At 58.3% G+C, this 25730-nt stretch carries 28 protein-coding genes and 2 pseudogenes; 16 read left to right on the forward strand and 14 right to left on the reverse strand.

All coding sequences use genetic code 11. The annotated features are described in order from the left end of the window. Positions 1–94: 94 nt before the first annotated feature. The 6 genes from ACZ5M5_RS23430 to acs form a co-directional block, all read right to left on the reverse strand. Positions 95–1075 carry a GlxA family transcriptional regulator gene (locus ACZ5M5_RS23430; protein WP_060741007.1) on the reverse strand — a complete coding sequence of 327 codons (981 nt, stop codon included), beginning with the start codon at positions 1073–1075 and terminating at the stop codon, positions 95–97. A 113-nt stretch (positions 1076–1188) separates the two neighbouring features. Continuing rightward, positions 1189–1953 carry an ABC transporter ATP-binding protein gene (locus ACZ5M5_RS23435; RefSeq protein WP_060741006.1) on the reverse strand — a complete coding sequence of 255 codons (765 nt, stop codon included), beginning with the start codon at positions 1951–1953 and terminating at the stop codon, positions 1189–1191. Between the two features lie 56 nt (positions 1954–2009). Further along, on the reverse strand, positions 2010–2708 hold the full coding sequence (locus ACZ5M5_RS23440) for an ABC transporter permease (RefSeq protein ID WP_060741005.1): 699 nt from the start codon (positions 2706–2708) through the stop codon (positions 2010–2012). After that, entirely contained in the window at positions 2705–3394 is a 690-nt protein-coding gene (locus ACZ5M5_RS23445; RefSeq protein WP_060741004.1) for an ABC transporter permease, read from the reverse strand. The genes ACZ5M5_RS23440 and ACZ5M5_RS23445 overlap by 4 nt, the downstream gene beginning before the upstream one ends. Before the next feature lie 90 nt (positions 3395–3484). Beyond that, on the reverse strand, positions 3485–4258 hold the full coding sequence (locus ACZ5M5_RS23450) for an ABC transporter substrate-binding protein (RefSeq protein ID WP_060741003.1): 774 nt from the start codon (positions 4256–4258) through the stop codon (positions 3485–3487). Positions 4259–5016: 758 nt separating this feature from the next. Continuing rightward, a complete protein-coding gene (gene acs / locus ACZ5M5_RS23455; RefSeq protein ID WP_060741002.1) occupies positions 5017–6972 on the reverse strand; it encodes an acetate--CoA ligase in 1956 nt (651 codons plus the stop codon). A gap of 446 nt (positions 6973–7418) precedes the next feature. On the opposite strand from acs, the gene ACZ5M5_RS23460 reads away from it, so the two are divergent. Both ACZ5M5_RS23460 and ACZ5M5_RS23465 read left to right on the forward strand, forming a co-directional pair. Then, complete coding sequence (locus ACZ5M5_RS23460; protein ID WP_025215112.1) at positions 7419–7682, forward strand: DUF2790 domain-containing protein; 264 nt, start codon at positions 7419–7421, stop codon at positions 7680–7682. A gap of 30 nt (positions 7683–7712) precedes the next feature. Then, entirely contained in the window at positions 7713–7928 is a 216-nt protein-coding gene (locus ACZ5M5_RS23465; protein WP_060741000.1) for a hypothetical protein, read from the forward strand. A gap of 119 nt (positions 7929–8047) precedes the next feature. Here ACZ5M5_RS23465 and ACZ5M5_RS23470 read toward each other — a convergent pair whose 3' ends face one another. Then, a complete protein-coding gene (locus tag ACZ5M5_RS23470; RefSeq protein WP_146042615.1) occupies positions 8048–8389 on the reverse strand; it encodes a hypothetical protein in 342 nt (113 codons plus the stop codon). A gap of 28 nt (positions 8390–8417) precedes the next feature. Here ACZ5M5_RS23470 and ACZ5M5_RS23475 point away from each other — a divergent pair, with 28 nt between their 5' ends. The 5 genes from ACZ5M5_RS23475 to ACZ5M5_RS23495 all read left to right on the forward strand — a co-directional run bounded on the left by ACZ5M5_RS23475 (position 8418) and on the right by ACZ5M5_RS23495 (position 12380). Next, complete coding sequence (locus ACZ5M5_RS23475; RefSeq protein WP_003204812.1) at positions 8418–9665, forward strand: ribonucleotide-diphosphate reductase subunit beta; 1248 nt, start codon at positions 8418–8420, stop codon at positions 9663–9665. A 70-nt stretch (positions 9666–9735) separates the two neighbouring features. After that, positions 9736–10290 carry a hypothetical protein gene (locus ACZ5M5_RS23480; RefSeq protein ID WP_152032431.1) on the forward strand — a complete coding sequence of 185 codons (555 nt, stop codon included), beginning with the start codon at positions 9736–9738 and terminating at the stop codon, positions 10288–10290. 16 nt (positions 10291–10306) lie between these two features. Further along, positions 10307–11062 (forward strand): DUF4145 domain-containing protein, encoded by a 756-nt coding sequence (locus tag ACZ5M5_RS23485; protein ID WP_060740999.1) that lies wholly within the window; start codon positions 10307–10309, stop codon positions 11060–11062. 402 nt (positions 11063–11464) lie between these two features. Then, entirely contained in the window at positions 11465–11974 is a 510-nt protein-coding gene (locus ACZ5M5_RS23490) for a BRO-N domain-containing protein (RefSeq protein ID WP_464738058.1), read from the forward strand. A gap of 190 nt (positions 11975–12164) precedes the next feature. Then, the gene (locus ACZ5M5_RS23495) at positions 12165–12380 is read left to right on the forward strand and encodes a hypothetical protein (protein ID WP_464738059.1); all 216 of its coding nucleotides are present in this window, start codon (positions 12165–12167) and stop codon (positions 12378–12380) included. Here ACZ5M5_RS23495 and ACZ5M5_RS23500 read toward each other — a convergent pair. Continuing rightward, positions 12361–12711 (reverse strand): helix-turn-helix domain-containing protein, encoded by a 351-nt coding sequence (locus ACZ5M5_RS23500; RefSeq protein ID WP_207282536.1) that lies wholly within the window; start codon positions 12709–12711, stop codon positions 12361–12363. The genes ACZ5M5_RS23495 and ACZ5M5_RS23500 overlap by 20 nt on opposite strands. Positions 12712–12971: 260 nt before the next feature. Beyond that, entirely contained in the window at positions 12972–13202 is a 231-nt protein-coding gene (locus tag ACZ5M5_RS23505; RefSeq protein WP_464738060.1) for a type II toxin-antitoxin system Phd/YefM family antitoxin, read from the reverse strand. Positions 13203–13451: 249 nt separating this feature from the next. On the opposite strand from ACZ5M5_RS23505, the gene ACZ5M5_RS23510 reads away from it, so the two are divergent. Beyond that, complete coding sequence (locus tag ACZ5M5_RS23510) at positions 13452–14072, forward strand: LysE family translocator (RefSeq protein ID WP_092201650.1); 621 nt, start codon at positions 13452–13454, stop codon at positions 14070–14072. A gap of 10 nt (positions 14073–14082) precedes the next feature. Beyond that, a complete protein-coding gene (locus ACZ5M5_RS23515; RefSeq protein WP_464738061.1) occupies positions 14083–15069 on the forward strand; it encodes a quinone oxidoreductase family protein in 987 nt (328 codons plus the stop codon). A 19-nt stretch (positions 15070–15088) separates the two neighbouring features. On the opposite strand, the gene ACZ5M5_RS23520 is transcribed toward ACZ5M5_RS23515, so the two are convergent. After that, positions 15089–15970, reverse strand: a complete 882-nt coding sequence (locus tag ACZ5M5_RS23520; RefSeq protein WP_060740994.1) for a LysR family transcriptional regulator — start codon at positions 15968–15970, stop codon at positions 15089–15091. A gap of 110 nt (positions 15971–16080) precedes the next feature. Between ACZ5M5_RS23520 and ACZ5M5_RS23525 the strand changes: the two genes are divergently transcribed. The 4 genes and pseudogenes from ACZ5M5_RS23525 to ACZ5M5_RS23540 all read left to right on the forward strand — a co-directional run bounded on the left by ACZ5M5_RS23525 (position 16081) and on the right by ACZ5M5_RS23540 (position 20141). Further along, the gene (locus ACZ5M5_RS23525) at positions 16081–17205 is read left to right on the forward strand and encodes a fatty acid desaturase (protein WP_177431698.1); all 1125 of its coding nucleotides are present in this window, start codon (positions 16081–16083) and stop codon (positions 17203–17205) included. Between the two features lie 14 nt (positions 17206–17219). Beyond that, positions 17220–17675 carry a cobalamin B12-binding domain-containing protein gene (locus tag ACZ5M5_RS23530; protein ID WP_060740993.1) on the forward strand — a complete coding sequence of 152 codons (456 nt, stop codon included), beginning with the start codon at positions 17220–17222 and terminating at the stop codon, positions 17673–17675. 42 nt (positions 17676–17717) lie between these two features. Then, positions 17718–18923, forward strand: coding sequence for a methylaspartate mutase (locus ACZ5M5_RS23535; RefSeq protein WP_060740992.1), 1206 nt, complete (start codon positions 17718–17720; stop codon positions 18921–18923). A gap of 229 nt (positions 18924–19152) precedes the next feature. After that, positions 19153–20141: pseudogene (locus tag ACZ5M5_RS23540) on the forward strand (hypothetical protein). An 18-nt stretch (positions 20142–20159) separates the two neighbouring features. On the opposite strand, the pseudogene ACZ5M5_RS23545 reads toward ACZ5M5_RS23540, so the two are convergent. Beyond that, positions 20160–20956: pseudogene (locus tag ACZ5M5_RS23545) on the reverse strand (sulfite exporter TauE/SafE family protein); the annotation flags it as partial. 113 nt (positions 20957–21069) lie between these two features. On the opposite strand from ACZ5M5_RS23545, the gene ACZ5M5_RS23550 reads away from it, so the two are divergent. After that, a complete protein-coding gene (locus ACZ5M5_RS23550; protein WP_464738062.1) occupies positions 21070–21846 on the forward strand; it encodes an AraC family transcriptional regulator in 777 nt (258 codons plus the stop codon). Between the two features lie 82 nt (positions 21847–21928). Continuing rightward, positions 21929–22246, forward strand: coding sequence for a helix-turn-helix domain-containing protein (locus tag ACZ5M5_RS23555; RefSeq protein ID WP_060740988.1), 318 nt, complete (start codon positions 21929–21931; stop codon positions 22244–22246). Positions 22247–22263: 17 nt separating this feature from the next. Here the strand turns inward: ACZ5M5_RS23555 and ACZ5M5_RS23560 are convergent, their stop codons facing one another. Further along, positions 22264–23322: an MBL fold metallo-hydrolase gene (locus ACZ5M5_RS23560; RefSeq protein ID WP_060740987.1), complete on the reverse strand. Its 1059-nt coding sequence runs from the start codon at positions 23320–23322 to the stop codon at positions 22264–22266. A 189-nt stretch (positions 23323–23511) separates the two neighbouring features. Between ACZ5M5_RS23560 and ACZ5M5_RS23565 the strand changes: the two genes are divergently transcribed. After that, positions 23512–24120, forward strand: coding sequence for a TetR/AcrR family transcriptional regulator (locus ACZ5M5_RS23565; protein WP_060740986.1), 609 nt, complete (start codon positions 23512–23514; stop codon positions 24118–24120). 28 nt (positions 24121–24148) lie between these two features. On the opposite strand, the gene ACZ5M5_RS23570 is transcribed toward ACZ5M5_RS23565, so the two are convergent. Both ACZ5M5_RS23570 and ACZ5M5_RS23575 read right to left on the reverse strand, forming a co-directional pair. After that, positions 24149–24682, reverse strand: a complete 534-nt coding sequence (locus tag ACZ5M5_RS23570) for a DUF1003 domain-containing protein (protein WP_464738063.1) — start codon at positions 24680–24682, stop codon at positions 24149–24151. A 93-nt stretch (positions 24683–24775) separates the two neighbouring features. Next, positions 24776–25723, reverse strand: a complete 948-nt coding sequence (locus tag ACZ5M5_RS23575; protein WP_464738064.1) for a LysR family transcriptional regulator — start codon at positions 25721–25723, stop codon at positions 24776–24778. Between the last annotated feature and the right edge of the window lie 7 nt (positions 25724–25730).

Here is a 25730-nt window from a genome sequence, read left to right on the forward strand (position 1 = left end):
ACGATGACTCGGTTAGCCTGCACAAATGTGGCGCCTGCATCGCGGGCAAGCCTTGCTCCCACAGATTCCCTTGCTGCCGGGAAGTTGTGCCAGCCTAGCCCCGCTCGGACGGCACCGACGACAATTCGAACGGGCTGCTGCTGCGTCGCTGGTTGCGGTCTTCCCGCGGCGTGGCGCCGAAGAAGTTGCGGTAGGCGCTGGAGAAGTGTGGCCCCGAGGAGAAACCGCAGGACAGGCCGATCTGGATGATGGATTTGCTGGTCTGCATCAACATCTGCCGGGCCTTGTTCAGGCGCAGTTCCAGGTAATACTGGCTGGGCACGCGGTTGAGGTATTGCTTGAAGATCCGCTCCAGTTGCCGGCGGGATACACACACATGCTGGGCGATTTCGTCGGTGGTCAGCGGCTCTTCGATATTGGCTTCCATCAGCAGCACCGCCTGGGTGAGCTTTGGATGGCTGGAGCCGAGGCGGTTCTGCAACGGGATGCGCTGGCGCTCGCCGCCTTCACGAATGCGCTCGACCACCAACTCTTCCGACACCGCACCGGCCAGCTCCGCACCGTGATCCCGGGCCAGGACCGCCAGCAACAGATCCAGCACCGACATGCCGCCGCAAGCGCTCAGGCGATCGCGATCCCAGTCAAACAGATGGCTGGTGGCGATGACCTTGGGGAAACGTTCGGAGAAGTCGTCCTGCCAGCGCCAATGCACGGCGGCACGGTAACCGTCGAGCAAACCCAGCTGGGCCAAGGGATAGACACCCGCCGACAAACCACCGATCACGCAACCGGCACGCACCAGTTGCTTGAGGGCGCTGCTCAGGGGCGAGGCCAGTGCGGTCGGCGGCTCATCGGCCAGCAGGAACAGCTTCTGGAACCCCTCGAGCTTGCCGGCCCAAGGTTCGCCCGGCAATTGCCAGGCGCCGGCGGCCGGTGGCTCGGCCTGCAGGAACGACAGCTCGTAGACCACATCCGGATGCACCCGCTGAGCGACACGCAAGGCCTCCTCGGCCAGCGCCAGCGTCAAGGCTTTAGTGCTGGGCCAAATCAGGAAACCTATTCGATGGGCAGTCATGGCGGGCGATCCGAAGCGAAAACAGTGTTAAAGCCAAAAGCGGCTGCAACCAAATTAGACCATCTGGCGCGCGGTGCGCAGCATGACCCAAATCAGGTGCGTAACGGGAGCGATTACTTGAGGCTGCCCGAAAGAAATTGTTGCAGGCGCTCCGATTGCGGATTGACCAGCACTTCACGTGGGTTGCCGCTTTCTTCGACGATGCCCTTGTGCAGGAACACCAGCTGGTTCGACACCTCGCGGGCAAAGCCCATTTCGTGAGTCACCACCACCATGGTCCGACCTTCCACGGCCAGGGCCTGCATCACCTTGAGCACGTCGCCCACCAGCTCCGGGTCCAGCGCCGAGGTCGGCTCGTCGAACAGCATCACCTCAGGCTCCATCGCCAGCGCACGGGCAATCGCCACGCGCTGCTGCTCGCCGCCGGACATGTGGCCCGGGTAGGCATCCTTGCGATGGGCCACGCCGACCTTGTTCAGGTAGTGCTCGGCCTTCTCCCGCGCTTCAGCCTTGGCCACGCCCAGTACATGCACGGGCGCCTCCATGATGTTTTCCAGCGCGGTCATGTGGGACCACAGGTTGAAATGCTGGAACACCATCGACAGCCGCGAACGCATGCGCTGCAGTTGCTTGGGGTCCGCGGCCTTCATGGCGCCATCCTTGCCGGCGACCAGTTTCAGCTCTTCATTGTTGAGCAGAATCTTGCCGGCATGGGGTTGCTCGAGCAGGTTGATGCAACGCAGGAAAGTACTCTTGCCGGAGCCACTGGAGCCGATGATGCTGATCACATCGCCAGCGGCGGCCTTCAGGGACACGCCCTTGAGCACTTCGTGACTGCCATAGCGTTTATGCAGGTCTTGGACTTCAAGCTTGTACATGCGGTCGGTTCTCACAAAACGTCAGTCGTTGAGCAGTCGATCGGATCGATGCATTATCAGTGCTTGCGCGGGGCCAGGTAACCCAGCCAGCGGCGCTCGGCCAGTTTGAACAGGCGCACCAGAATGAAGGTCAGGCACAGGTAGAAAGCGCCGGCCGTGATGTAGGCCTCGAACGGCAAGTAATACTGCGCATTCACCGTGCGCGCCGCGCCGGTGATGTCGATCAGGGTCACGATGGATGCCAGGCTGGTGGTCTGCAACATCATGATCACTTCGTTGCTGTATTGCGGCAGCGCCCGACGCAAGGCCGACGGCAGCAGGATCCGGCGATACAGCTTGTAGCGCGACATGCCCATGGCCTTGGCCGCTTCGATCTCACCATTGGGCGTGGCCCGCAGGCTGCCGGCGATGATTTCGGCGGTGTAGGCGCTGGTGTTGATGGCAAACGCCAGGCACGCACAGAACGTCGCGCTGGACAGCCATGGCCAGAGGAAGCTTTCGCGCACGATCGCGAACTGCGCCAGCCCGTAATAGATCAGGAACAACTGCACCAGCATCGGCGTGCCGCGGATCACGTAGGTGTAGAGCCAGGCCGTCATGTTGACGATCGGCTGCTTGGACACCCGCATCAGCCCCAGGGGCAACGCCGCCAGCAGGCCGAAGAACAGCGACAGGGCCAACAATTTGAGGGTGGTCAGCAAGCCACTGAAATACAGCGGCAAGGCTTCATAGATGACGTTGTAGTCGAAGATCATAGATCAGCCGCCCTTACGCCTACCGAGTAGCGCTTCTCAAGGTGACGCAACGCCAGCAACGAGACACTGGTGATCACCAGGTACATCGCCGCCACTGCGAGGAAGAAGGTGAAAGGCTCGCGAGTGGCATCCGCCGCCTGCTTGGCCTTGAACATCATGTCTTGCAAGCCCACCACGGAAATCAGCGCGGTAGCCTTGGTCAATACCAGCCAGTTGTTGGTGAAGCCCGGAATCGCCAGGCGAATCATCTGCGGCACCAGCACCCGGAAGAACACCTGGAAGCCGCTCATGCCATATGCCATGCCCGCCTCGGCCTGGCCCTTGGGAATCGCCATGAATGCACCGCGAAAGGTCTCCGACAGGTACGCACCGAAGATGAAGCCCAGGGTGCCGATACCGGCCGCCAACGGATTCAGGTCGATGTAGTCGTCATAGCCGAGCATCGGTGCCACGCGATTGAGCAAGTCCTGGCCGCCGTAGAAAATCAACAGGATCAGCACCAGGTCGGGAATGCCGCGAATGACCGTGGAATACAGGTCGCCCAGCCACGCCAGCCAGCGCACCGGAGAAAGGCGCAACGCAACGCCGATCAAACCCAGGACGATGGCCAGGGCCATGGACGACAAGGCGAGCTCAAGCGTCAACCATGCGCCATCGAGGATGACAGCCCCGTAGCCTTTCAACATGATTCAGGTCCTCGAAAGTGGGATGAAAAAATGGCGCAAACCGCAGAGATCCTGTTGCTTGCGCCATTTCGCACGAGTGGCGGGACGTCGTTACTTGCCGTAGATATCGAAAGCGAAGTATTTGTCCTGGATTTGCTTGTACTTGCCGTTCTCGCGGAGGGCGGTGATCGCGCCATTGATCTTGTCTTTCAGCGCATCGCCCTTGCGAACCGCGATACCGATGCCGTCGCCGAAGTATTTCTCGTCGGTGAAGGCTGGACCTACGAATGCGAAGCCCTTGCCGGCATCGGTCTTGAGGAAGCCGTCATCCAACAGGGTAGCGTCTGCCACGGTGCCGTCGAGGCGGCCGGCGGCGACGTCCAGGTAGATTTCGTTCTGCGAACCGTACGGCTTGATCTCGGCACCCAGCGGAGCCAGGACTTCACGGGCGAAACGCTCGTGGATCGAACCACGCTGCACGCCGATGTTCTTGCCCTTGAGCTCGGCCAGGTTGTCGCTGACCTGGGTACCGGCCTTCATCACCAGACGGGCCGGGGTGTTGTAGTACTTGTTGGTGAAATCAACGGACTTCTTGCGATCTTCAGTGATGGACATGGACGACAGGATCGCGTCGATCTTGCGCACCTTCAGCGCCGGTATCAGGCCGTCGAATTCTTGCTCGACCCATACGCACTTGACCTTCATTTCTTCGCACAGCGCGTTGCCGATGTCGTAGTCGAAGCCAACGATACTGCCATCCGGGGCTTTCGAGGCGAACGGAGGGTAAGCCGCTTCGATACCAATCTTCAGGGGTTTCTCATCAGCGAAGGTCGGCAGGGACAGCACGGACAGTGCCAGGGCGCCAAGCAGCACAAGTTTCTTCATCTTGGGACTCCATCGGTAAAGGGCAAAAACGGCAGAGTGAGCAACAGCCCAATATGCGAATGGGTGGAACGAACGTGGGTGCTGCGTCCTGGGAAGCTCACGGTTTATCCAACGCGAGCCACGACGAGCGAGTGATCGGCATTCTAACGACAGGCCCGAAGCCGATATTTCTTCAATGCGACAACAAATTACAGAAGCACCGAGAAAGCGGTTCGAGCACATTGACAGCCCCGCAAATTCATGCAAGAGCAAAAGAAGGGAAACCGATCTATGCTGCAAATAGCGGGCCCATTATTCGCAAACCCTTCTAATCCGGCAAGCACAGCGTGTCGGCTTATTTTCCGGAACGCCCGGAGCCGCCCTGTAACGGGGCTTCGCGTTTCACATCGCCCCGTTGTGGCGCCTTTGGTTACACATTTCGAAACACCGGTAACGTTCAGACACCTCCCACTTCAAACGCCGATATTTATTCATTCGCCGAACCCGTGGCGAGGTAGCTTGCTCCCGCTGGGGGTAGGAGCTGCCGAAGGCTGCGATCTTTTGATCGTTCACTTCAGACTCCATTGCTTGAGGCAAGATCGCAGCCTCGCTACGCTCGACAGCTCCTACAAGGTGCAGCCGAGCGGGAGCAAGCTCCCTCGCCACAAGGGTGTCCAGTCCAGAGGTAGGTATGAACCTTATTCAGGACGTGGCAGGCCCCATAAAAAAAGCCCCGCTCGGCAAAACCGGGCGGGGCTTTTCGGTGTTACTGGTTAACGTCAGGCAACGTTCATGGTCTTGTGCGTCTCGATCAAGTGCGCCACCACACCCGGATCGGCCAGGGTGGAGATATCACCCAACCCGTCGTATTCCGCCGTGGCAATCTTGCGCAGGATGCGGCGCATGATCTTGCCGGAACGGGTCTTCGGCAGCCCTGGTGCCCACTGGATCACATCCGGCGAGGCAATCGGACCGATCTCCTTGCGCACCCAGTTCTTCAGTTCCAGGCGCAGGGCCTCGCTGGTTTCTTCGCCGGCATTGAGGGTGACGTAGACATAGATGCCCTGCCCCTTGATGTCGTGCGGCACACCCACCACCGCCGCTTCGGCGACTTTCGGGTGGGCGACCATGGCGCTCTCGATCTCGGCCGTGCCCATGCGGTGGCCGGACACGTTGAGCACGTCATCCACTCGACCGGTGATCCAGTAGTAACCGTCCTCGTCGCGACGGGCGCCGTCACCGGTGAAGTACATGCCGCTGAAGGTCTTGAAGTAGGTGTCGACGAAACGATCATGATCGCCGTACAGCGTACGCGCCTGGCCTGGCCAAGAATCGAGGATCACCAGGTTGCCTTCGGCCGCGCCTTCGATCAGGTTGCCGAGGTTGTCCACCAGCGCCGGCACCACACCGAAGAACGGGCGAGTAGCCGAACCCGGCTTCAACGCCGTGGCGCCTGGCAATGGGCTGATCAGCACGCCACCGGTCTCGGTCTGCCACCAGGTGTCGACGATCGGGCAACGTTCCTTGCCGACGTTCTTGTAGTACCAGTCCCAGGCTTCCGGGTTGATCGGCTCACCCACCGAACCCAACAGGCGCAGGCTGCTGCCATCGGCGCCTTCGACGGCGGCGGTGCCCGAGGCCATCATCGCGCGGATGGCGGTTGGCGCGGTGTAGAGGATGCTGACCTTGTGCTTGTCGATGACCTTGGCTACCCGGGTGATGTCCGGGTAGTTCGGCACGCCTTCGAACAGCAGCGTGGTCGCACCATTGGCCAGCGGGCCGTAGACGATATAGCTGTGGCCGGTGACCCAGCCCACGTCGGCGGTGCACCAGTAGACCTCGCCTGGCTTGTAGTCGAACACGCGCTCATGGGTCAGCGCTGCATACAACAGGTAGCCGGCCGTGGTGTGCTGCACGCCCTTGGGCTTGCCGGTGGAACCGGAGGTGTAGAGGATGAACAGCGCTTCTTCGGCGCCCATCTCCTTCGGTGCGCAAACGGTGCCGGCCACCTTCATCAGGTCTTCGTACCAGATGTCGCGGTGCTGGTTCCACTTGATGTTGCCAGCCGTGCGCTTGCACACGATGACTTTCTGGATGCTGCTGGTTTCCGGGTTGGTCAGCGCGTCATCGACGTTAGCCTTGAGCGGGATCTTCTTGCCAGCGCGAACGCCTTCGTCAGCGGTGATCACCACTTTGGATTTGCAGTCGATGATCCGGCCGGCCAGCGCTTCAGGGGAGAAGCCGCCGAACACCACCGAGTGAATCGCACCGATCCGGGTACAGGCCAGCATCGCGACCACAGCCTCAGGGATCATCGGCATGTAGATGGTCACCACGTCGCCGCGATGCACGTCCTGGCCACGCAGGGCGTTGGCGAACTTGCAGACTTCTTCGTGCAGTTCGCGATAGGTGATGTTGCGGCTCTCGGACGGGTCATCGCCCTCCCAGATAATCGCAATTTGATCGCCGCGCTCGGCCAGGTGACGGTCGAGGCAGTTGTAGGACACGTTCAAGGTGCCGTCGGCAAACCACTTGATATCGACATGGTGATCGTCGAAGGAGGTCTGCTTCACCGTGGTGAACGGTTTGATCCAGTCGAGGCGCTTGGCCTGCTCGCGCCAGAAGCCATCCGGGTTGACGACCGACTGCTGATACATCGCCTTGTAGGTCGCCTCGTCAGTCAACGTACTGGCCGCAACCTCGGGGCGAACGGGATACAGAGAAGCCGCACTCATCTTTCTTACCTCGGAGACATAGTTGTTTTTGTATGGTCCCGTTGTAGCCCGGGGCGGGCCTATAGAACCATTCGACGATGGTAGTAACAAGTCCCTACAAAATGTCGGTACTAACGTGCAACCCCGCTCCCGCCAGGCTTTCCCTGTGTAGCAGCCGAGCCTGTGGGAGCCGAGCTTGCTCGCGATGGCGGCAGCACCTCCAACATAGATGCCACAGACAACCCCACCACCTGCAGCGATTATTACCAGATCAACCAACAGTGTTTATCAAAACCAAGGCTTTTTGCGCCCAGCCCCACTCCCTAAAATTCATCCCGCCAACCGGCAAACACGATTAACGCAACACAGCCCCCACGAAGGCCGTTAATCCAACTTCCAATACACGTTCCACACGCAACCCCAAAAAGGTTGCGTGACCCCACTCGACCTCAAGAAAGGTGAATTAGATGAAAGCTTTATGGGTTCTGGTCCTCGGCAGCCTTTGCGCCACCGCGATGGCAGACGAGGTCCCGACCGATGTCGCACAGCAAAAACCCGCCATTGAGGAGTACACCTACTCCACCCACCTGGACATCGCCAAAGTCATCTCCATGAGCGACATCCCCAATGTCTGCGAAGTGGTCCCGGCGAAGATGGAATACGACGACTCCAAGGGCCAGCGCCATATCCTGCGCTACAGCGTCATGGGCAACGGCTGCTCCAACGGCTGATCGACTTTGAACGAACCAGGAGCAACCACCATGAAAAGCAAACTGTTCTTCGCCTTGGCCCTGTCCGTACTGGCCGCCAATAGCTTCGCCGCCGACGGTTTCGATCGCACCGGTTCAGCCGCCGCCATCGACCGCTACAACCCCACGGATGCTGCCACGGTCGCCACCGACGGTCACGACCACACCGACCCGACCACTGTCGCAACCGATGGCAACGACCGCACCGGTTCGGCCCGTACCGATTGATCATTACTGGCATTTTCCATGGCCCGGTCTCGATCGGGCCTGGTTGTGTCTGGAACCGCTGAAAACCCTCCGAAAACACAACATGTAGTGCAAAACCGTAAAAAACGCTCGTTTTTTGATCAAAACCAACCGCCGTTCGACCCAGGCAAAAAAAATCTTCGGCGGCCAAAGCCTTGTAAATACTCGCTCCCACGCGGATATACCCTTCGCGACGCCGTCTGTGAGCCATTTCGCCGCAGCACGTAGGCAAAAAAGTCCTTATAATGCCGCCTCAAACGGGCCTGCAATATTCCCTTACAGGGGATCAAGGCTGCCTGAAGCCCACGCCAGCGCCAAATGCCTCCCGGCGTTCTGCGCCGCTTCGGAACGACCCGTACATTTTTCTGTTTATTGCCTGCGTCAGCTGCTGCAACAAACGATTTTTCAAGATCCACCGCGGCCAGTAGGCCTTCATCGGGCATCTGGCCCTCACGCAGGAGACGACACGTCATGCTGAGCTGGGACGAATTCGACAAAGAAGACGGCGAAGTCGCTGTAAAAGGCGCCAACGCCGGCCACGCTTCTGAAGCCAACATGGACCGCCTCGACAGCGCCGGCGGTGCCGCCGCCCTCGAAGCCCGGGCCGTGACGGCCAGCGACTCGGCCGCGATCATTCGCGCCAAGGCCGCCCTCGACAAACTCGACGTCGCCGAAGGCCTCGCCGAACTCGAAGGTGCCTCCGCCCGTGTCGCCGTCGATGAAAAGCGCATGATCAACTGCCGCGCCGACCTCAACCAGCTCGTCCCCTTCAAATACGACTGGGCCTGGCAGAAGTACCTAGATGGCTGCGCAAACCACTGGATGCCGCAAGAAGTCAACATGACCGCCGACATCGCCCTCTGGAAAAACCCGGAAGGCCTGACCGACGACGAGCGCCGCATCGTGATGCGCAACCTGGGCTTCTTCTCCACCGCCGACTCCCTGGTCGCCAACAACCTGGTCCTGGCCGTGTACCGCCTGATCACCAACCCGGAATGCCGCCAGTACATCCTGCGCCAGGCGTTCGAAGAGGCGATCCACACCCACGCCTACCAGTACTGCATCGAATCGCTGGCCATGGATGAAGGCGAGATCTTCAACATGTACCACGAGATCCCATCGGTCGCGAAAAAAGCCGCCTGGGGCCTGAAGTACACCCGTTCGATCTCCGATCCGAAGTTCGAAACCGGCACCCCGGACACCGACAAAGAGCTGCTGCGCAACCTGATCGCCTACTACTGCGTCCTGGAAGGCATCTTCTTCTACTGCGGCTTCACCCAGATCCTCTCCATGGGCCGCCGCAACAAAATGACCGGCGTCGCCGAGCAGTTCCAATACATCCTGCGCGACGAATCCATGCACCTGAACTTCGGCATCGACGTGATCAACCAGATCAAGATCGAAAACCCGCACCTGTGGGATGCCGAGATGAAGGAAGAAGCGACCCAGATGATCCTGCAGGGTACGCAGCTGGAGATCGAATACGCCCGCGACACCATGCCTCGCGGCGTGCTGGGCATGAACGCGGCGATGATGGAGGACTACCTCAAGTTCATCGCCAACCGTCGCCTGTCGCAGATTGGTCTGAAGGAAGAGTATCCAGGCACGACTAACCCGTTCCCTTGGATGAGCGAGATCATGGACTTGAAGAAGGAGAAGAACTTCTTTGAGACGCGAGTGATTGAGTATCAGACGGGTGGGGCGCTTAGCTGGGATTGATTGTTCAACGATCTCACTAAAGCAAAATAAAATCAGCCCCGCTCCATGCGGGGCTTTTTAGGGGATGGACATGGAAAATACTAATGCAAAGATTCAACTGTCTCTAAACGATGGGACATTTGAAATCTCCGGCTCTGAAAGTTTTGTATCCCAACAAATCGAAAACTTCAAAGAAATAATTCTGGCAACACTACACATGAAACCGCGCACTGAGTTACACAGCGCGCCGCCCCCACCGGTTCACACTCTTGAATTAAGTGCAAACGAAGCTCAGCTAACTTTCGAGAAAAAAACCTTTCAACGTGTATTACACATTGAAGATCAGAGCGTACGCATCATTAAAAAAATGCCCGGCTCGAATAATGCTCAAAAAACCATTACCACCGCACTTGTATACCTTTGGGGTAAAAAATCCGTTGGTGTAAACGAGGTTCCAATTCAAGAAATTAGAGCTTTGTGCCAAGAGCAAGGCTGCCTAGACTCTTCAAATTTCTCCAGCCAAATTCAAGGTGCAAAAGAGCTTATACTGGTCGACGGAAAGAAAAACTCATCTTCCAAGACTTGCAAGCTGACGTTACCGGGAGTTGAGAGGGCAGAAGAAATACTAGAAAAGATCAGCAACTAGTATAGGAATACATAACTTGAAGGTTGACGTATTCTCAAATCTCGCCAAACTAACCGAAGTAACTGAACTGGAGAAAATCTGTTATTTGGCGTTCTACTTCATAGAGAACAAAGAGCAACCTGAGTTTACAATTGCCGACATGAGCGCCATTCTTATCGGACTTGGATTTGCAAAACCAAATGCAAGCCGATTAAAAGAAAAATTACTGCGCTCAAGTGACTTCATTAAAGGTTCAAGAGCGAATCTATTCAGGCTATCGCAAAAAAAATATAGCCTCTTGAAATCTAAATTCCCAGACCTTTCCGATTCAGAAGAGATTAACTCTGACGACTCTCTATTACCCGAAATTCTTTTACATGAATCAAAACGTCAATACCTGATAAAAATCGCACAACAAATAAATTCCGCATACGAAAACAATCTGTTCGACGCCTGCTCGTTGATGATGAGACGATTACTTGAAATACTTATCATCCACTGCTTTGAAGCTGAAAACATCCCAGAGCAAATAAAGGATGAGGAAGGTAACTTTCAAAATTTGAAGACTCTAATAAACAAAATAAAATCAAAGTCTGAAATAAAACTATCGCCGGAAGCAAAAAAAGAAATCGACACCTTCAGAGAACTGGGCAACCTTTCCGCTCATAGAATAAGATACAACTGCCGTCGCGACGACATAAGAAACTTAAAACTCGAATATCGCGCAATAATAGAAGAACTTCTATACCTCGCAAAACTCACCAAGGTAAACACCGCGAGCAGGTCCCACTAAAACAGTAATATTGTTCAACAAATAAAGTACGGAACGCCTACTCTAAAGTTTTTCGAGTACTGCTTGACCAGCGACCGCAGAGCTTTTAGGCTTCTATGCGGTGCCTAAGAAACACCTCACACAGCGGACCAACCGCACCCGACAGTAGCGGCTTTTTTGTGCCTACGGCTTCCCCGTGCGCATCAAAAATCTCTGTTATGCCGGGAGTGGACGAATAAAAGACCCGAAAGGGGAATAAGTCCGGCCCTCTGTGTGGGGTTTCTTAGCTCCCGGCACCCAGCCCTAAGAAAGCTGACACCACACAGAGGTAATGGATATGCCTAAGAATTCTCCCTTCATCCTGAAGGATGATCAGCTACAGCGTTACACCGGACCGCGCGCCTTCCTGCAAGGAGGTCGGTCATGTCTGACCCGCTGATTCCTACTCAATTTATTCGCCACAACATTCATCTGCATGCCCTCTTGGTCGAAAACCAGGCTTGGTTCAGCGCATCCGACTTGGGGCGTTTGATGAGCAAGCATCTCGATGAACGCATGACCCGCAAGCTTGACCCTGACCAGCGTCGGATGATGCTCGTGCATGTCCACGGGTTGACCGAAGAACGTCTGATGCTGAGCGAGTCGGGTGTTTATGCGTTGCTGGTTTATCACTACTGCCCCGAGTACCGCTTGCTGCGTGAGTGGATCACGCATCAGGTAGTGCCTACGCTGCGTGATGAGCGCTACTCACATAAGGTGGAGCGGCCTACGTTGAGCGTGTTGGATTGGCCGAAGATGTCGCTCTGCATGCTGCACTGGCAGGATGAACCATGGATTCGCTTGCGGGATATGCCGGCGGTGTTGGTGGATGATCCGTTTAGCCAGCATGAACCCTGGTGGCGGAAAGCGTCGAGAGTTTTGCGAGGGTTTTGAGATTCAATCAGAAGCCGTCGTCCGTGTTCGGGCGGCGGTTTTTTGTTGGTCATATGGAATTGGGGCTGCTGCGCAGCCCAGCGGGAGCAAGCTCCCTCGCCACGGGTGTCAGGCCATCGGTTTGCGTAGGGCTTAATTACTGCGTTGTTTTGTAGGATCCCGGGCAGGTCGGCTTTGGCGATGTGGAATAGTGGTTTCGGAAGCCGCCCAGCTTTTGGTGGACGAAAAAGAACACATGGGGATATGTAATGACGGAAAAAATAAAAGTGAGGCCTTCGAGTCGATTCATAGCTCGGCCGAAGCACTGCTGAAAATCAACGCTATCGACGAGGCGACCATGGGGGAATTCGACCAGGCTTGCATTGCTGAAGTGCCTGTTGACCCGCCTATTGGCGACGAGGCTTAGTGCCGCGAATGGGCGCATTAGAGGCAGGCTTTTCCTGCCCAAGCCGCGGCGTGTAAATGGTTTGTGGCGCTCTGGTCAGCCCGAGACGCAGTCCGAACTTCCTCATGATGGCGTCAATGGTGCTGAGGGTCGGATTACCCTTGTCCTTCTCGATCTGGTACAGGGCTTTGGTCGACATCTTGCACATCAGTGCAAAGGTTTCCTGGTCCAAACCGGTGACCTCGAGTCGTAGCCGGCGAACGGCGGTTCCCAGGGTTTCGTTTCCCGTCGCGTGCTGGGTCGAGATATCTTCAAGCAGTGCCTGGCGACCTTCGGGGGTGTATTCTTTCATTGATTTTCTCGTTCGACCGGGCGCTCAGCTTTCAGCAATATAATTCCGGTTAGCCAAGGGTTTCACCGCGTAACCGGCATTATGATGCCGGTTGTCTTGGGGCTGCTTCGCAGCCCAGCGAGGCGGTGCGACGTTTCGCTAAATCCCCTCGCCACAGGGGCGGTGGCGGGTTTGGAGTAATCAGTGTTCTTGAGCCTGGGCAATCAACATTTGCTTATAGGGAGCACGAGGGTTCCAGGGAACCGCCCTCGAATCCATCGTTAATATTCGTCGAGGGTCTGGTTGAATTCCGCAGACATCCGGATCCTACCCTTCAACCGCCCAGGCTTGCGCACCCGTGGTGTATCGAGATGAGGCCGCAGCTCCAGATATGGCTGGCCGGCTCTGGTGATCAGCACCTTGTCGCCACGCCATACACGTTCAGCCAGTTGGGAAAGTTGGGAAAGTTGGGACTTGGCCTGGCGTATATCTACTTGCACCCGTTCACTCATAATCACCTCCCTAGGGTTCGCTAAGCTAGCCCACCCCGGAGATTTCCGATAACCACCGGACGCCTCACGCCCGAGCAGCTTGGCCCTCCCGAAACCTCGGCTCACCTAAAGGCAACGGCGACCGCCCTCCCCCTCACCACGCTTCCCCCATTTATGGGAAACCGCCTTGCGCTCTTCGCTATAACCTTAGAAGCAACTGCGAATTAGACTTGCCGAAGTTAAGTCCGCGTTGTGATTAAGGAAGACGACATGCAAGAAATTTTCAGCATCAATTGGTTGCTTTGGCTATCGACCATGGTTCCGCTGACCCTGAGTGCGGGCCCCGGCAACTTGATGGTGGCGACGTCGGGTGCGCAAAGCGGTGTGCGTCGTTCGGTGCGGTTTATCGTTGGGCTCGACATTACTTACTTCCTGATCGCCGTGCTGGTCGGCTTAGGCCTTTATCACACGCTGATGAACAATCCGACGCTGGTATGGGCGCTGCAAGTGGTGGGCAGTTTCTACATCTTGTGGCTGGGTGTACGCATGTTGCGTCGTCCACTGAAAGCGCCCACCGACAAGGCCATGCACCTGCAATTTCGGGACGGCATTGTTATACAACTGGGCAACGTGCAAGGGATCGTGATGTTGCTGGTGATGTTTTCCACATTCATGCCTTCCGGCGAGACCAGCAGCACTGTCGTGTTGATCCTCAGTGCGGCGCTGATTTCGCTGAACTTCTTCTCCCATGTCATCTGGGTGTCGATGGGTTCGACCGTGCAGAAACTGATCCAGTCCCGCCCCAAACTGCTGATGTTTCAGAACGCTGCGTTCGGCCTGATGCTGATAGCGGTTGCGGTATGGATTTTCCTGCGCATCGGCCCGCTTTAAGGAGGCTCCCATGACCCAGACCCACGGAATTGTCTTCGCCGCCCCCGGGGCACCCAACGTCATGGAATTGCGCAAATACCCGCTGCGTACCACCGGCCCTGAAGAAATCACTGTGGCCATCGACGCCGCCGGCGTGAACTTCATCGACCTGCACCGGCGTTCCGGCGCGCTGGACGATGGTTCAGCCTTCCCCCGGGGCTTGGGCATGGAAGGTGCTGGGCGTGTCGTCGAATGTGGATCGCAGGTGAAAAACCTGGCCATTGGCGATCGAGTGGCCTTCGTCGACAGCTCGACCGGCAGCTATGCCGGTCACGCGGTCGTTCGCGCTTCGCGGGCGATACGCTTGCCCGATGGCGTGCCGAGCGAAGTCGCGGCAGGCCTCATGTTCAAAGGGCTGACGGCCGAATACCTGACGCATCGCTGCGTGCCGCTGGCGCCTGGTGACTTTGTGGTATGGCACGCGGCGGCGGGCGGCGTGGGCAGCATTGCCACAAGCTGGCTGGTCGCTCGCGGTGTACACGTGATAGGTCTCGCTTCGACCGAAGCCAAACGCCGTCAGGTTCTGGATGTGGGGTGCATAGCGGCCCTCAATGCCGAAGCGCCAGACACACTGGGGTCGATCCGTGAATTGACCGATGGCAAAGGCGCCCATGTCGTATTCGACTCGATCGGTAAAGATACCGTAGAGCTGTCATTGGCGAGTTTGCGTCCGCGCGGCCACCTCGTGCTGTTTGGCAATGCTTCGGGCGACGTGACGGATTTCAACCTGTCCCGGCTCGGGCAAATGGGCTCGCTGCATGTGACGCGGCCGTCGTTGAAGCACTACATCGGCGGCGACGCTGAATTGACCCACGCAGCCGAACGGGTGCTGCAAGCAGTGGCCAGCGGCGCGATTCGTTTGCCGGCAATAGCGCACTTCCCCCTCGCGCTGGCGGCCCAGGCCCACTGCGTCATGCAATACCGCCAAACCCAGGGTTCATTGATTCTGGTGCCATGACCTCGCGGTAAGACGGTGGTCAGTGCATGCCGACCGCTTTGCCGTGAAACAGCTCCGTCAGATACTCCACCACTCGATCAACGCGGCTCACACCCTGGGTCGCCTGATTGCGCAGCAACCAGATTTCCGAGCGGCGAGCAGGGTGATTGGCCAACACCTGGCACAGACCGGACTGATGTCCGACATAGACGGGTAGCGCGGCAATCCCTAGATCGGCTTCGACGGCCTTGAGCTGCGCATTCAGGTTTGAAACGCGCATCCACAGCTTCTGGTCTCCGGCCATTTCGCTCAACCATTGGGCGAGCGGCATATACGACATTTCTTCGGTCCAGCCGATCAGGCTGTGGTGCTTGAGATCGGCGGGTTCGGTCGGCAGACCGTTGGCATCGGCATAAGCCCGGGAGCAGAAAAGCCCCTGCATCAGTGTTCCGACCCGGCGCATGGTGAAGTTACCGTTCTCCGGTCTGCGCAAGCGGATAATGATGTCGCTGTGGCTCTGCGTGAGTTTCGACGACACCGCCGAGTTAATGAAGTCGAAACTGATCTCCGGGTGCTGAGCATGAAATACCGCGAGTTGCGGAATGATCAAGTGCGTACCCATTAGTTCCGGACAATCGATGCGCACCTGTCCCGCCATCCGATCACCCGGTTGCGACATTTGCCGCTCGATCAGTTTGAAACGCTCCTCCGTTTCCAGTGCCAGTGGCAGCAACGCTCTTCCCGCTTCAGTCAGGAAGTAACCGTTGGTCTTCTTCGAAAACAATACCGTACCGAGCGATTCCTCGAGCGCCGCGATCTTGCGCGACACCGTCGAGGCCGAAACCTTGAGCGAGATTCCGGCCTCGGTCACGTTGTTCGATTTAGCCACGAAGATAAAAACCTTCAGATCATCCCAATCCATGTCGATGACATACCCAAAAATGGAAAATCGATCCCCACCTATTTCTATTCGAAATATCCAGAGGCCACGTTACAGTTTTTGCATGGAGCAAAACCCTAGAGGAAACATGGATGATACGTAACTCAATGCGCGCCCTTCCAGGGTTCATGCAGCCGTTTCTGAGTTGGCTGACAGCCAAGCCTCTGCCCGAAGACCTCGATAAAGTCCGACCTCTGAAGCCGTTCCACCATATCGTTGTGTCGGCGGGATTAATAGCCGGCGGCGCGCTGTTGGCCGGCATCGGTTATTCGCAGGCCAGCATTGCGCTGTGGCTGCTGGGCTTTGTCCTGGCCACCGGTGGCATCAAGCAGATGCAAGTGATGATCTGCCACAACTGCGCCCATGACATGGTCTTCGAATCGCGCGAGACCAATATGACCGTCGGCCGGATCATTTCCGGCGTCCTGATGCTCAAACCCTTCGATACCTACAAGAGCGAACACGCGCTGCATCACAGTTCGAAAACGCTGCTGACCGACGATGATGACACCCTCTCCTACCTGCAAAGTGTGGTGGGTTTGAAACCGTCCGACAGCATCGCCAGCATGTGGACCAAACTGGTCTCGACCGCGCTGTCGCCACTGGCCGTGCTGCGTTCGTGCTGGGGCCGATTGAAAGGCACCGCCACGGCTGAAAACCGCCGCGTCGCAGTACTGACCTTGGTCTTCTGGGCGGGCCTTGCACTGCTGTCGGCAGCCTTGGGCCATTTCGATCTGTTCATCGTGGCGTGGGTGATTCCGATCTTCGCCGGCTACCACATCAGCACCACATTTCGCCTGGCGGCCGAGCACACCTGGCCCAGCGTGGACGTACTGGAACGGCGCGGCATCGACTTCATTTGCGAAAGCACCACCGGCGTATTCATCGGCGAAGAACTGCGCATACCCCAAGGTGCGGGAACTGTTCGACGCTTCGCCCATATCAGCGTTTGGCTGATCAAGATGCTGGCGTTCCACTTGTTTGTCCGGGTGTTTGTGATGGTCGGCGATACACCGTGTCACGACTTTCATCACCGGCGCCCACGATCCAAAGAGTGGCCGAACTACATCACTGCCCGCGAACGCGACAGGATCGAAGGTTCCAAACCCTTTCCCACGAACTACGCCGAGACCTGGGGCTACATCAACTCGGTGACCACCAACTTTCGCAACTTTCAGCGGGCGCTCCCGTACTACGCAACCAGGACAGCAACTTAAAAAGGACTTTGACGATGACTTTCAGCAAAACCGCTCTGCTCACCACCGTGCCTTCGGATTCCCATAGCTGGAATCTGGTGTTCATGGAGTTCCTGCTCACGGACATGGGCTACAACGTCGAGAATCTGGGACCGAACACGCCCATGGATGAAGTGATCGCGCGGCTCAACCGCCACGCCAGCGCCATGGTTGTCGTCAGCACGGTCAATGGCCATGGCTACATCGAAGGCGCTGAACTCGCGCGGCGTATTCGTAGCGAAACCAAACACACCGACGGGGTGTATATCGGCGGCAAGATCTGCACCGAAAACGATCCTCGGACCATTGCCCGCCATAGCGACACACTGCGCGCCGCCGGTTTCGATGAGGTGTTCGACGACAGCGTGGCCAACAGCTTCGATGCCTTTCAGGAATTGGTGTCTGCCCAGTTGTATCCAGAGCATTACCTGGAGAAACGGATCGCTCGCTGACCCGTTGCACCCTTACCGATTCGCAGAAAAAGGCAGATCAGGATGATCGATTTCAACACCCATGTTCTTGAACGCTTCAACGCCCATGGCCCGGTGCTCCAGCCGCGAATGGGCTTCAGTGACCCCGCCCGGATGCAAGCCGGCCTGGAAGCCACGGCAGCGAGCCGGGCGAACACTGTGTGCACCATCACCCTTGATGCGTTCACCCGGGTAAACAATCTTGAAGCAGCGCAACGGGCCATCGACAGCGAATCGATGCTCAACGGTTATCCGATCGTCAACCATCCGCCAGCGCAAACCCGTGCCATGATCGACCAGATCGATGCGCGCTACCGCCTGCCAGTGCAGGTTCGTCATGGTTCACCCGACCCGTTGCACATTTTCGAGCGCATGGTCGAAGTCGGTCTGCCCACCACCGAGGGCGGGCCGATTTCCTATTGCCTGCCGTACAGTCGCACGCCGTTGCGCGAGGCGTTCGGGCACTGGGAGAAAGCCTGTCAGGTGCTGTCCAGCGGCGTCGACAACAGTCACATCGAAAGCTTCGCCGGTTGCATGATGGGACAGATGTGCGACCCGGTGATTCTGGTCGCGCTGAATATTCTTGAAGGGTTGTTCTTGCGCTCCCATGGCATCAAGACGCTGTCATTCTCCTACGCTCAAGGCACCTCGCCGGTGCAGGATCGTGCGGCAGTGACAGCCCTCCAACAACTCGCGGCCGAATATTTTGCGCCGGGCAGCTATCACTTTGTCGGTTATGTGTTCATGGGGTTCTTCCCGCGCTCGCTTGGCGGTTTTTGCCGAATCACTGGCGATGCGCTGGCGATGATCCGCGCCACGGGTGTGCAGCGCGTGATCATCAAGACACCGGTGGAATCAAGGCGCATTCCCCGGGTAGAGGAAAATATCGCGGCGCTGGAGTACTGCGACTACTGCCTGAACACCGACGGCGTTTTACCGCAGATTCCGTTCGATTCCCAGGAACACGAACGCGTCCTGCGCAGCGCGAAACGCCTGATCGAAGGCACGCTGGCCCACGACAGCAACTTGTCCGAAGCCCTGCTCGGTGCCTTTGACAGTGGTTTTCTGTCGATCCCCTACTGCCTGCACCCCGACAACAAACGCGGCGCCGGCACCGTGCTGACGCCGGAAAGCTATTACCACGGGTTCCAGGGCGAGCGGGTGGAAAACGCCTTCTCGTTTCTGGCGGCGCTGAGACAGAACATCCGCACCTATGACTGCGTGCTTTGACCCTGGAACGACCCGCTCACTGCCTTAATTGGGGGCTGCTGCGCAGCCCAGCGGGAGCAAGCTCCCTCGCCACAGGGTTGGTGTCGATCTGGGAATATCAATAAAGTCTCGGGCGCTGTCCATGGCTGGGGCATTGCTGCAGATTTTACATTGAGCTGAAAACAATCAGTGCAACCCACCCCGCCTCCCGCTATTAATATCCTTTCCCCCTCAAGGACCCGAGCCCTTCATGAAATTCGACCTCGCCTATTGCCGCAGCCTCGACGACAAGCTGTCGATCTATGACGTGCGCGATCTGAATTTCGACGAGACGGTGGCGTTCGATTCCGCGAAAGAACAGTTCCAGTGCCCCAACGATGCCTGTCGGACGGCGTTTGATGAGGAGAATCGGCTGACGACGCTCAATGCCAAGAGCGTCAATTACATTCGCACGCCACATTTCAAGAACCAACCAACGACCCAGCATATCGAGGGCTGTCCTTATGTCAGCCCGAAAACACCGGGGTTGGGTGCGCAGAGTGGCGAGGCGGAAACGGATGACGACCGCGAAGAGCATTTTCCGTCGGAGCTGTTGCTGACTCGGCGTCAGTACGTGCGTAAACCGTCCGATCTGCCGAAGGATGTCGAAGCGACTCGCCCTCCCCCCTCTCTGCATCGTCCCACGGTGATGACACTCATTCCGCCCAGGACTCGACACCGGACAAGACCAGTGTCTTCGCCCACCCGGTGGAATGTTTCGTCTCGAATTTCGATAACAAGGATCTGCTCAAGCGCATGCCGCTGAAGATTGGCGAGCACACGGCGCCCTATGGATCGTTCTTCAAGAAGATCGACTACTTGCAGGACAACAAGGGCTTGATCTACTGGGGCAAGATCAAGGAGATCAAGGATTACACGCTGAGCTTTCGCATCGATTTCGAAGCAAAGGTCTGGTTCAAGCAAGCGGACGAGGCAAAGAAGAAGCCTTACTCAGTCAACGTTTACCTGAGCAAGAAGCTGATCGACAACTACCGCAAGCGCAAAGCGTTCCTGGAAGAAATCAAGCACGCCATCGACAGTGACGAGTCGTTGTATTGCTTCTTTTATGGCGTGACGCCGGAGTTCAAGCAGGTGCCGAGCAAGAAAAACCCCGACCAGACGTTCGGGGTGTTCAGCGCCAATATCGAGAACCTGGACCATTTTATTATTCGGGAGGCGCCGGGGTTGGCGGATCAATAGCCCCCTACCCCAGCAACATCCCCCCATGACCAGCATCAACAACCCCACATACACCCGCGCATGCAGCCGATCCGGTATCCGCCCGATCCACGGCGTTGCCAGGCGGATGCCCAATAGCCCCCGAGCGTGAGTACAGCGAAGGCCAGCAAGTCGACATAACCGACGAACCACGGCCCAAGGTCCGTTCCGGTGAAAGCGGCCAAGGCCATGTAGGTCACGGTGCCGGCCAAAGCGACAGGCAGGCTCAGCGGATTGGCCATGGACGTGGCCTGGGACATGTTCAAGCCACATCGGCGCAGCAGCGGCACGGTCATGACACTTCCGCCGACACCCAGGAACGTGGCAATGATTCCGACAGCCGTACCACCCAACGTCGTCTCCGTCGCCGACAGAGGTCGTGGGTCGGCATCCCTGGCGCGCGTCAGAAAACCTCGCCGCAACAGGCAATCCAGAATGGTCAGGCCCAAGTAGGCAATGAAGGCGTAGCGGATAATCTCGCCGCTCATCCAGGTGGCAGCCGTTGCGCCGAGGATCGCGCCCAGAGCGATGAAGGCGCCGAACGGCCACAAGTAATGACGAAGCAGCTGACCGGCGCGGTGATGTTTTCCAGTGGCAACCAAGGCGTTGACGATCATGACGCAGGTGGAAGTGGCCACGGCGATGTGCATCGCCGACTCACCGATAACGTCACCTGCGTGGCGAGCCATCAGCAGGCGGTAGATCAACGGCACCACGACAAAACCACCGCCGAACCCAAACAGCACGGCGGTCACGCCACTCAAGCAGCCGAAACAGGCGAGCAATACGTAGAACATCTAGGGAAGTCCGTGGAATGGGGAGGCGTCCACGATAGGTAAACGAAGGTTGGCCCGCTGTAGCAAACCGGCCAATAATGTTCGCGCTTACGCCAATCGCGAGTCACCCTTCGATGCGCAACACTTCGATCGATTTATTGGATGCCACACCCAGGGCCGTCGTCGCCATTGGCACCGATTACCCCCACGGGCATTTGCTGCCGTTGCACCGTCATCGCCGGGCCCAACTGCTCTACGGTGCCACCGGGGTGATGCAGGTCGGCACGGCGGACGGCAACTGGGTGGTGCCACCGCAACGGGCGGTCTGGATTCCACCGGGGGTCGACCATGAAGTGCTGATGCTGGGCGTGAGCACCCGTAGCCTGTACATCGAACCGGCTGCGGTTACGACCATGGACACGCGGTGCCAGGTCATCGGCGTGTCGCCCTTGATGCGCCAGTTGCTGATGGAAGCCGTGGCGCTTGCGCCGGACTACGACGAGGCTGGACGCGATGGCGCGCTGATCGATCTGCTGCTCCACGAACTGCTGCGCAGCACCCATCTGCCACTGCACCTCCCACTGCCCCAGGACCCGCGCCTGCTCGGCCTGTGCCGGGCGTTCCTGAAACACCCCGACACCCATGCCTCGCCCGTGCAATGGGCGGCGCAATTGCATATCAGCCTGCGCTCCTTCAATCGCCTGTTCAGCCGGCAGACCACGCTGAGTTTCAGCCAGTGGCGACAGCAGGCGTGTGTCATGGCGGCGTTGGCCCGTTTGGCCGAAGGGGATTCGGTGACGTGCATAGCCCTGGATCTGGGCTACGACAGCCCCGCTGCGTTTTCCACCATGTTCCGTCGGGTGCTGGGTCACGCTCCGAGCGCCTGGCTGGAGAAGACCACCGGTCATTGATCAAAAAATGAGATTGATCAGGATTCAAAACAACTGTACAAAAACACAGTATTTTTTGAATCCCACAGCTTTGGAGCACCCCATGGCCTCTCTCGCAATCAAAACCACCCTGGAACGCATCGCTGTCTATCAATTCACCCCTGCTCACAGTGCGCAGGCCCGAGCCATGCTGGGCTGGAGTGTCGAGGAGCTGTCCCGGCAATCCGGCGTCTCGGTCCAGGCCATCCGCCGCTTCGAGGCCGGTGGCGAGTTGCTCGATGTAACCCGCCTGGCCCTGGCGTTTCGCCTGGAGGCCGAGGGGCTGGTGTTCTTCCCCGGGTTCGCACCGGGGCGCGGCATGAACATCAAGGGCGCGACGCCGGACCCGATGGGGCGGCCCGATTACGCGATGATCGAATAACACCGTCTGCGCACATGCTAGGCGATACCGGCTCGGTCCGGGTACGCCGAGGGTTCTACGTCCAGCCACCAGGCGCGGCCACGTTGCGGCTGCGCCAGGGTGAATGCTTCGCCCATTTGCGGTGTGGTGATGCAAACGTTGCGCTCCCAGGCCAGGGCCAGGATGCGATCGAAAGGTTCATACCAGGCATGCATCGCCAAGTCGAACGTACCGTTGTGGATCGGCAGCAGCCAGCGGCCCTTCAGGTCGATATGAGCCTGCAGGGTCTGCTCCGGCTGCATGTGCACATGGGGCCAATCGACGTTATAGGCGCCGGTTTCCATCAGCGTCAGGTCGAAGGGGCCGTATTGTTCGCCGATGCGTTTGAAACCCTCGAAGTAGCCGGTGTCGCCACTGAAGAAAATTCGCGTGGCGCCGTCGATCATCACCCACGAGGCCCATAAGGTGCTGTTGCTGTCGAACAGACCGCGACCGGAAAAATGCTGGGAGGGCGTGGCGATGAACTCGATGCCGTCCACCTCGGTGCCTTGCCACCAGTCAAGTTGACGCACCTTGCTGGCATCGACACCCCATTTGATCAGGGTATCGCCCACGCCAAGGGGGGCCAGGAAGTGGCGAGTCTTGGCCGCCAGCTTGAGGATCGCCTGATGATCGAGGTGGTCGTAATGATCGTGGGAAAGGATCACCGCTTCAATCGGCGGCAACTCTTCCAGGCTGATGGGCGGCTGATGAAAACGCTTGGGGCCGACCCATTGCACGGGTGAAGCACGTTCGGAGAACACCGGGTCGGTCAGCCAGAATTTGTCCCGCAGCTTGAGCAACACGGTGGAGTGGCCGAGACGGAAGACGCTGTGATTGGGCGCGGCCAGCAACGCGGCGCGCGTCAGCGGTTGAACCTCGATGGCGCCCGCGGGCCGGGTAGCGCGCGGCTTGTGGAAGGTCATGTTCCAGATGATGCGCAGGGTCGTGCCGAACCCTTGCCGCGGAGTGAAGGCGTGATTGCGATACTTGCCCTGTTCGTGCCGGGATAAATGTTGGGCAGCCGGGCTATCGGTCGGAAAAGAGGGAATGGTCATGGTGCGATAACTCCAAGGACGTCGTCGCAATTGCGCTTCGCCGTTGTGGGACGCTGGATGGCCGTTGCATGCACGCTCAGCCGTTTGACACAGAAACTACACCACTCGGTGTAGTTTCTAGATTGCATGAATGCCGGGAGCAAGTAAACTGCCGAGTGTAAGTTCTCTCCTCTCAACCGACGAATGCCCATGACCGTACCGCAGCGCCTTACCGAGCGAAAACGCGAAGCCATCCTCCAGGCCGCGATTGCTGAATTCCGTAGCAGCGGTTTCGAGATCACCAGCATGGACAAGATCGCGGCGACTGCCGGCGTATCGAAGCGCACGGTGTACAACCATTTCCCCAGCAAGGAAGAACTCTTTGCCGAAATTCTGAATCGGTTATGGAACAGCATCACCGCAGAACAGGACATGCCCTACAGCTCGCAAACGCCGCTGCGGGAGCAGCTTCAAACGTTGCTGCAAGCCAAACTGCGCCTGCTGGCGGACGAGAATTTCCTCGACCTGGCGCGCATCGCCATCGCCGCAACGATTCATTCCCCGGAGCGGGCCCAGGACATGGTGTCGCGCATGGGCCAGCGTGAAGAAGGCCTGACGGCCTGGATTCGCCAGGCCCAGGCCGATGCTCGGTTGAAGCCTGTGGAGCCGGCATTTGCCGCCCAGCAAATGCATGGGCTGCTCAAGACGTTCGCCTTCTGGCCGCAGGTTTCGATGGGGCAACCGAGCCTGACCCAGGAGGAGCAGGCCCGGGTGATCGAATCGGCCCTCGACATGTTCCTGAGTCGTTACCAGGCTTGATTGGCTGGCACATCCCGCTGGATGAGGGCTACTGCATCGATGGGTTGTGCACAACCTTCTGGTGCATTTCGGTGGTCAAGCTGTCGATACGCTCGGTCAACGCCTTGGTCATTTCCGTCAGACGGGTGTTCTGCTCCAACAATTGGAGCAACTGCGCCGTGTTCTGCGCGGCCTGGGCCTGGCGCTCGCTGTTGGCGACGGCCAAGGCTTCGCGATGTTGCGCATCGGCTTCCGCCAGGGCCTTGTCCCGAGCGGCCTGCCGGGTTTGCGCCAGCAAAATCAGCGGGGCGGCATAGGCCGACTGCAGGCTGAACGCCAGGTTCAGCAAGATGAACGGGTAAGCATCGAAGTGAAAGACCCCCATCAGGTTCAGGCTGACCCATAGCAGCACGATCAAAGTCTGCGCACCGAGGAACATCGGCGTCCCGAAAAAACGCGCGAACGCCTCCGCCCTCAGCGCAAAGCGGTCATTGCCAAAAGTCGGCGCCAGATGGGCGTGAGGGCGATGAAAACGCAAGTGGTCAACGGGTGCGGAGGGAGTGGTTTGGGAAGACTTCGTCATCGTGATGTTCTCTGCCTGGGCTTGGTGCTCAAGGCACTATAACCGTTGGGGGATTGTCATCCATTGAGTCATGCACAGCCTGCGCGTTAAAAGTCAGCGCCACCGCAGATTGCGCCCCAACTCATCGAACAAGGTCACCACCGAACGCAAGGCCCGGCAATCCGGACGGGTCAGGAGCCACAGAGCCGTGTCATATCCCAGCAACGGCTCACCGATTGGCATCAGGCCCTGGTTTTCGTCGATCAGAAAGTCCGGCAGCGCCGCCACCCCCAAACCCGCCCGCACCAGTTCGGTGACAGAGAGCATGCTGTTGCAGCGATAGGCGGGCACTACGCCGGGTAAATGCTGACGACGCCAGGCCACGGTGGGGTGATCGGGGAGAAAATCGTCCGGCGCGATCCAGGTCATGGCGGCCAGGTCATCCACATTCGCCGAGCGCAGGTACGTGGCACCGGCACATACCCGGAACGTCACATTGCCGAGGTTGCGACCAACCAAGTGCTCCGGCGGCGTACGGGTCAGTCGCAACGCGATGTCGGCATCCCGGCGGCTGAGGTTGACAAAGTCATTCGAGGTGCTCAACTCGAGGCTCAACGCCGGATAAGCAGGCATGAAACGCGCCAGCGCCGGCAGCAACAACGCTTGCAGGACCGAATCACTGCACGTCAGGCGCACCGTCCCGCTGATGACCTCCCCGCCCTGCTCCACCCCCACTCGCGCCGCCTCCAAGGCCTGCTCGGCGCGTTCGGCTTGTTCGGCCAATGCCTGGGCCAGGCTCGTGGGCAAGTACCCGGAACGGCTTTTCTCGAACAAGGGCTGGCCCAGGGCTGCCTCCAGCCGACGTACCGAACGAAACACCGTGGACACGTCCACCTGCAGCAGCCGAGCGGCTCGGGCCAGCGAGCCACCCCGGACCAGCGCCAGGATCAGGGACAGATCGGGATAGTCCAGACGATAGTGCGTTGCTGCATTGATCACTTGGATAAACGCCAATATTGATTGCGTGAACGCCAATCTATAGTGGCCACCAGGAATCAACAAGCGGCGA

This window comes from Pseudomonas sp. Van50, from assembly GCF_055390755.1.

Bases quoted from the DNA above. Each gene is read 5' to 3' on its own strand.
- ACZ5M5_RS23505 (WP_464738060.1), bottom strand. From the start codon at position 13,202: ATGAGTGAACGGGTGCAAGTAGATATACGCCAGGCCAAGTCCCAACTT.
- ACZ5M5_RS23440 (WP_060741005.1), bottom strand. From the start codon at position 2,708: ATGATCTTCGACTACAACGTCATCTATGAAGCCTTGCCGCTGTATTTC.
- ACZ5M5_RS23500 (WP_207282536.1), bottom strand. From the start codon at position 12,711: ATGAAAGAATACACCCCCGAAGGTCGCCAGGCACTGCTTGAAGATATC.
- ACZ5M5_RS23480 (WP_152032431.1), top strand. From the start codon at position 9,736: ATGGAAAATACTAATGCAAAGATTCAACTGTCTCTAAACGATGGGACA.
- ACZ5M5_RS23560 (WP_060740987.1), bottom strand. From the start codon at position 23,322: ATGACCATTCCCTCTTTTCCGACCGATAGCCCGGCTGCCCAACATTTA.
- ACZ5M5_RS23535 (WP_060740992.1), top strand. From the start codon at position 17,718: ATGATCGATTTCAACACCCATGTTCTTGAACGCTTCAACGCCCATGGC.
- ACZ5M5_RS23475 (WP_003204812.1), top strand. From the start codon at position 8,418: ATGCTGAGCTGGGACGAATTCGACAAAGAAGACGGCGAAGTCGCTGTA.
- ACZ5M5_RS23525 (WP_177431698.1), top strand. From the start codon at position 16,081: ATGATACGTAACTCAATGCGCGCCCTTCCAGGGTTCATGCAGCCGTTT.
- ACZ5M5_RS23550 (WP_464738062.1), top strand. From the start codon at position 21,070: ATGCGCAACACTTCGATCGATTTATTGGATGCCACACCCAGGGCCGTC.
- ACZ5M5_RS23490 (WP_464738058.1), top strand. From the start codon at position 11,465: ATGTCTGACCCGCTGATTCCTACTCAATTTATTCGCCACAACATTCAT.
- ACZ5M5_RS23520 (WP_060740994.1), bottom strand. From the start codon at position 15,970: ATGGATTGGGATGATCTGAAGGTTTTTATCTTCGTGGCTAAATCGAAC.
- ACZ5M5_RS23530 (WP_060740993.1), top strand. From the start codon at position 17,220: ATGACTTTCAGCAAAACCGCTCTGCTCACCACCGTGCCTTCGGATTCC.
- ACZ5M5_RS23510 (WP_092201650.1), top strand. From the start codon at position 13,452: ATGCAAGAAATTTTCAGCATCAATTGGTTGCTTTGGCTATCGACCATG.
- ACZ5M5_RS23470 (WP_146042615.1), bottom strand. From the start codon at position 8,389: ATGCCCGATGAAGGCCTACTGGCCGCGGTGGATCTTGAAAAATCGTTT.
- ACZ5M5_RS23565 (WP_060740986.1), top strand. From the start codon at position 23,512: ATGACCGTACCGCAGCGCCTTACCGAGCGAAAACGCGAAGCCATCCTC.
- ACZ5M5_RS23450 (WP_060741003.1), bottom strand. From the start codon at position 4,258: ATGAAGAAACTTGTGCTGCTTGGCGCCCTGGCACTGTCCGTGCTGTCC.
- ACZ5M5_RS23460 (WP_025215112.1), top strand. From the start codon at position 7,419: ATGAAAGCTTTATGGGTTCTGGTCCTCGGCAGCCTTTGCGCCACCGCG.
- ACZ5M5_RS23515 (WP_464738061.1), top strand. From the start codon at position 14,083: ATGACCCAGACCCACGGAATTGTCTTCGCCGCCCCCGGGGCACCCAAC.
- ACZ5M5_RS23430 (WP_060741007.1), bottom strand. From the start codon at position 1,075: ATGACTGCCCATCGAATAGGTTTCCTGATTTGGCCCAGCACTAAAGCC.
- ACZ5M5_RS23435 (WP_060741006.1), bottom strand. From the start codon at position 1,953: ATGTACAAGCTTGAAGTCCAAGACCTGCATAAACGCTATGGCAGTCAC.
- ACZ5M5_RS23555 (WP_060740988.1), top strand. From the start codon at position 21,929: ATGGCCTCTCTCGCAATCAAAACCACCCTGGAACGCATCGCTGTCTAT.
- acs (WP_060741002.1), bottom strand. From the start codon at position 6,972: ATGAGTGCGGCTTCTCTGTATCCCGTTCGCCCCGAGGTTGCGGCCAGT.
- ACZ5M5_RS23465 (WP_060741000.1), top strand. From the start codon at position 7,713: ATGAAAAGCAAACTGTTCTTCGCCTTGGCCCTGTCCGTACTGGCCGCC.
- ACZ5M5_RS23445 (WP_060741004.1), bottom strand. From the start codon at position 3,394: ATGTTGAAAGGCTACGGGGCTGTCATCCTCGATGGCGCATGGTTGACG.
- ACZ5M5_RS23570 (WP_464738063.1), bottom strand. From the start codon at position 24,682: ATGACGAAGTCTTCCCAAACCACTCCCTCCGCACCCGTTGACCACTTG.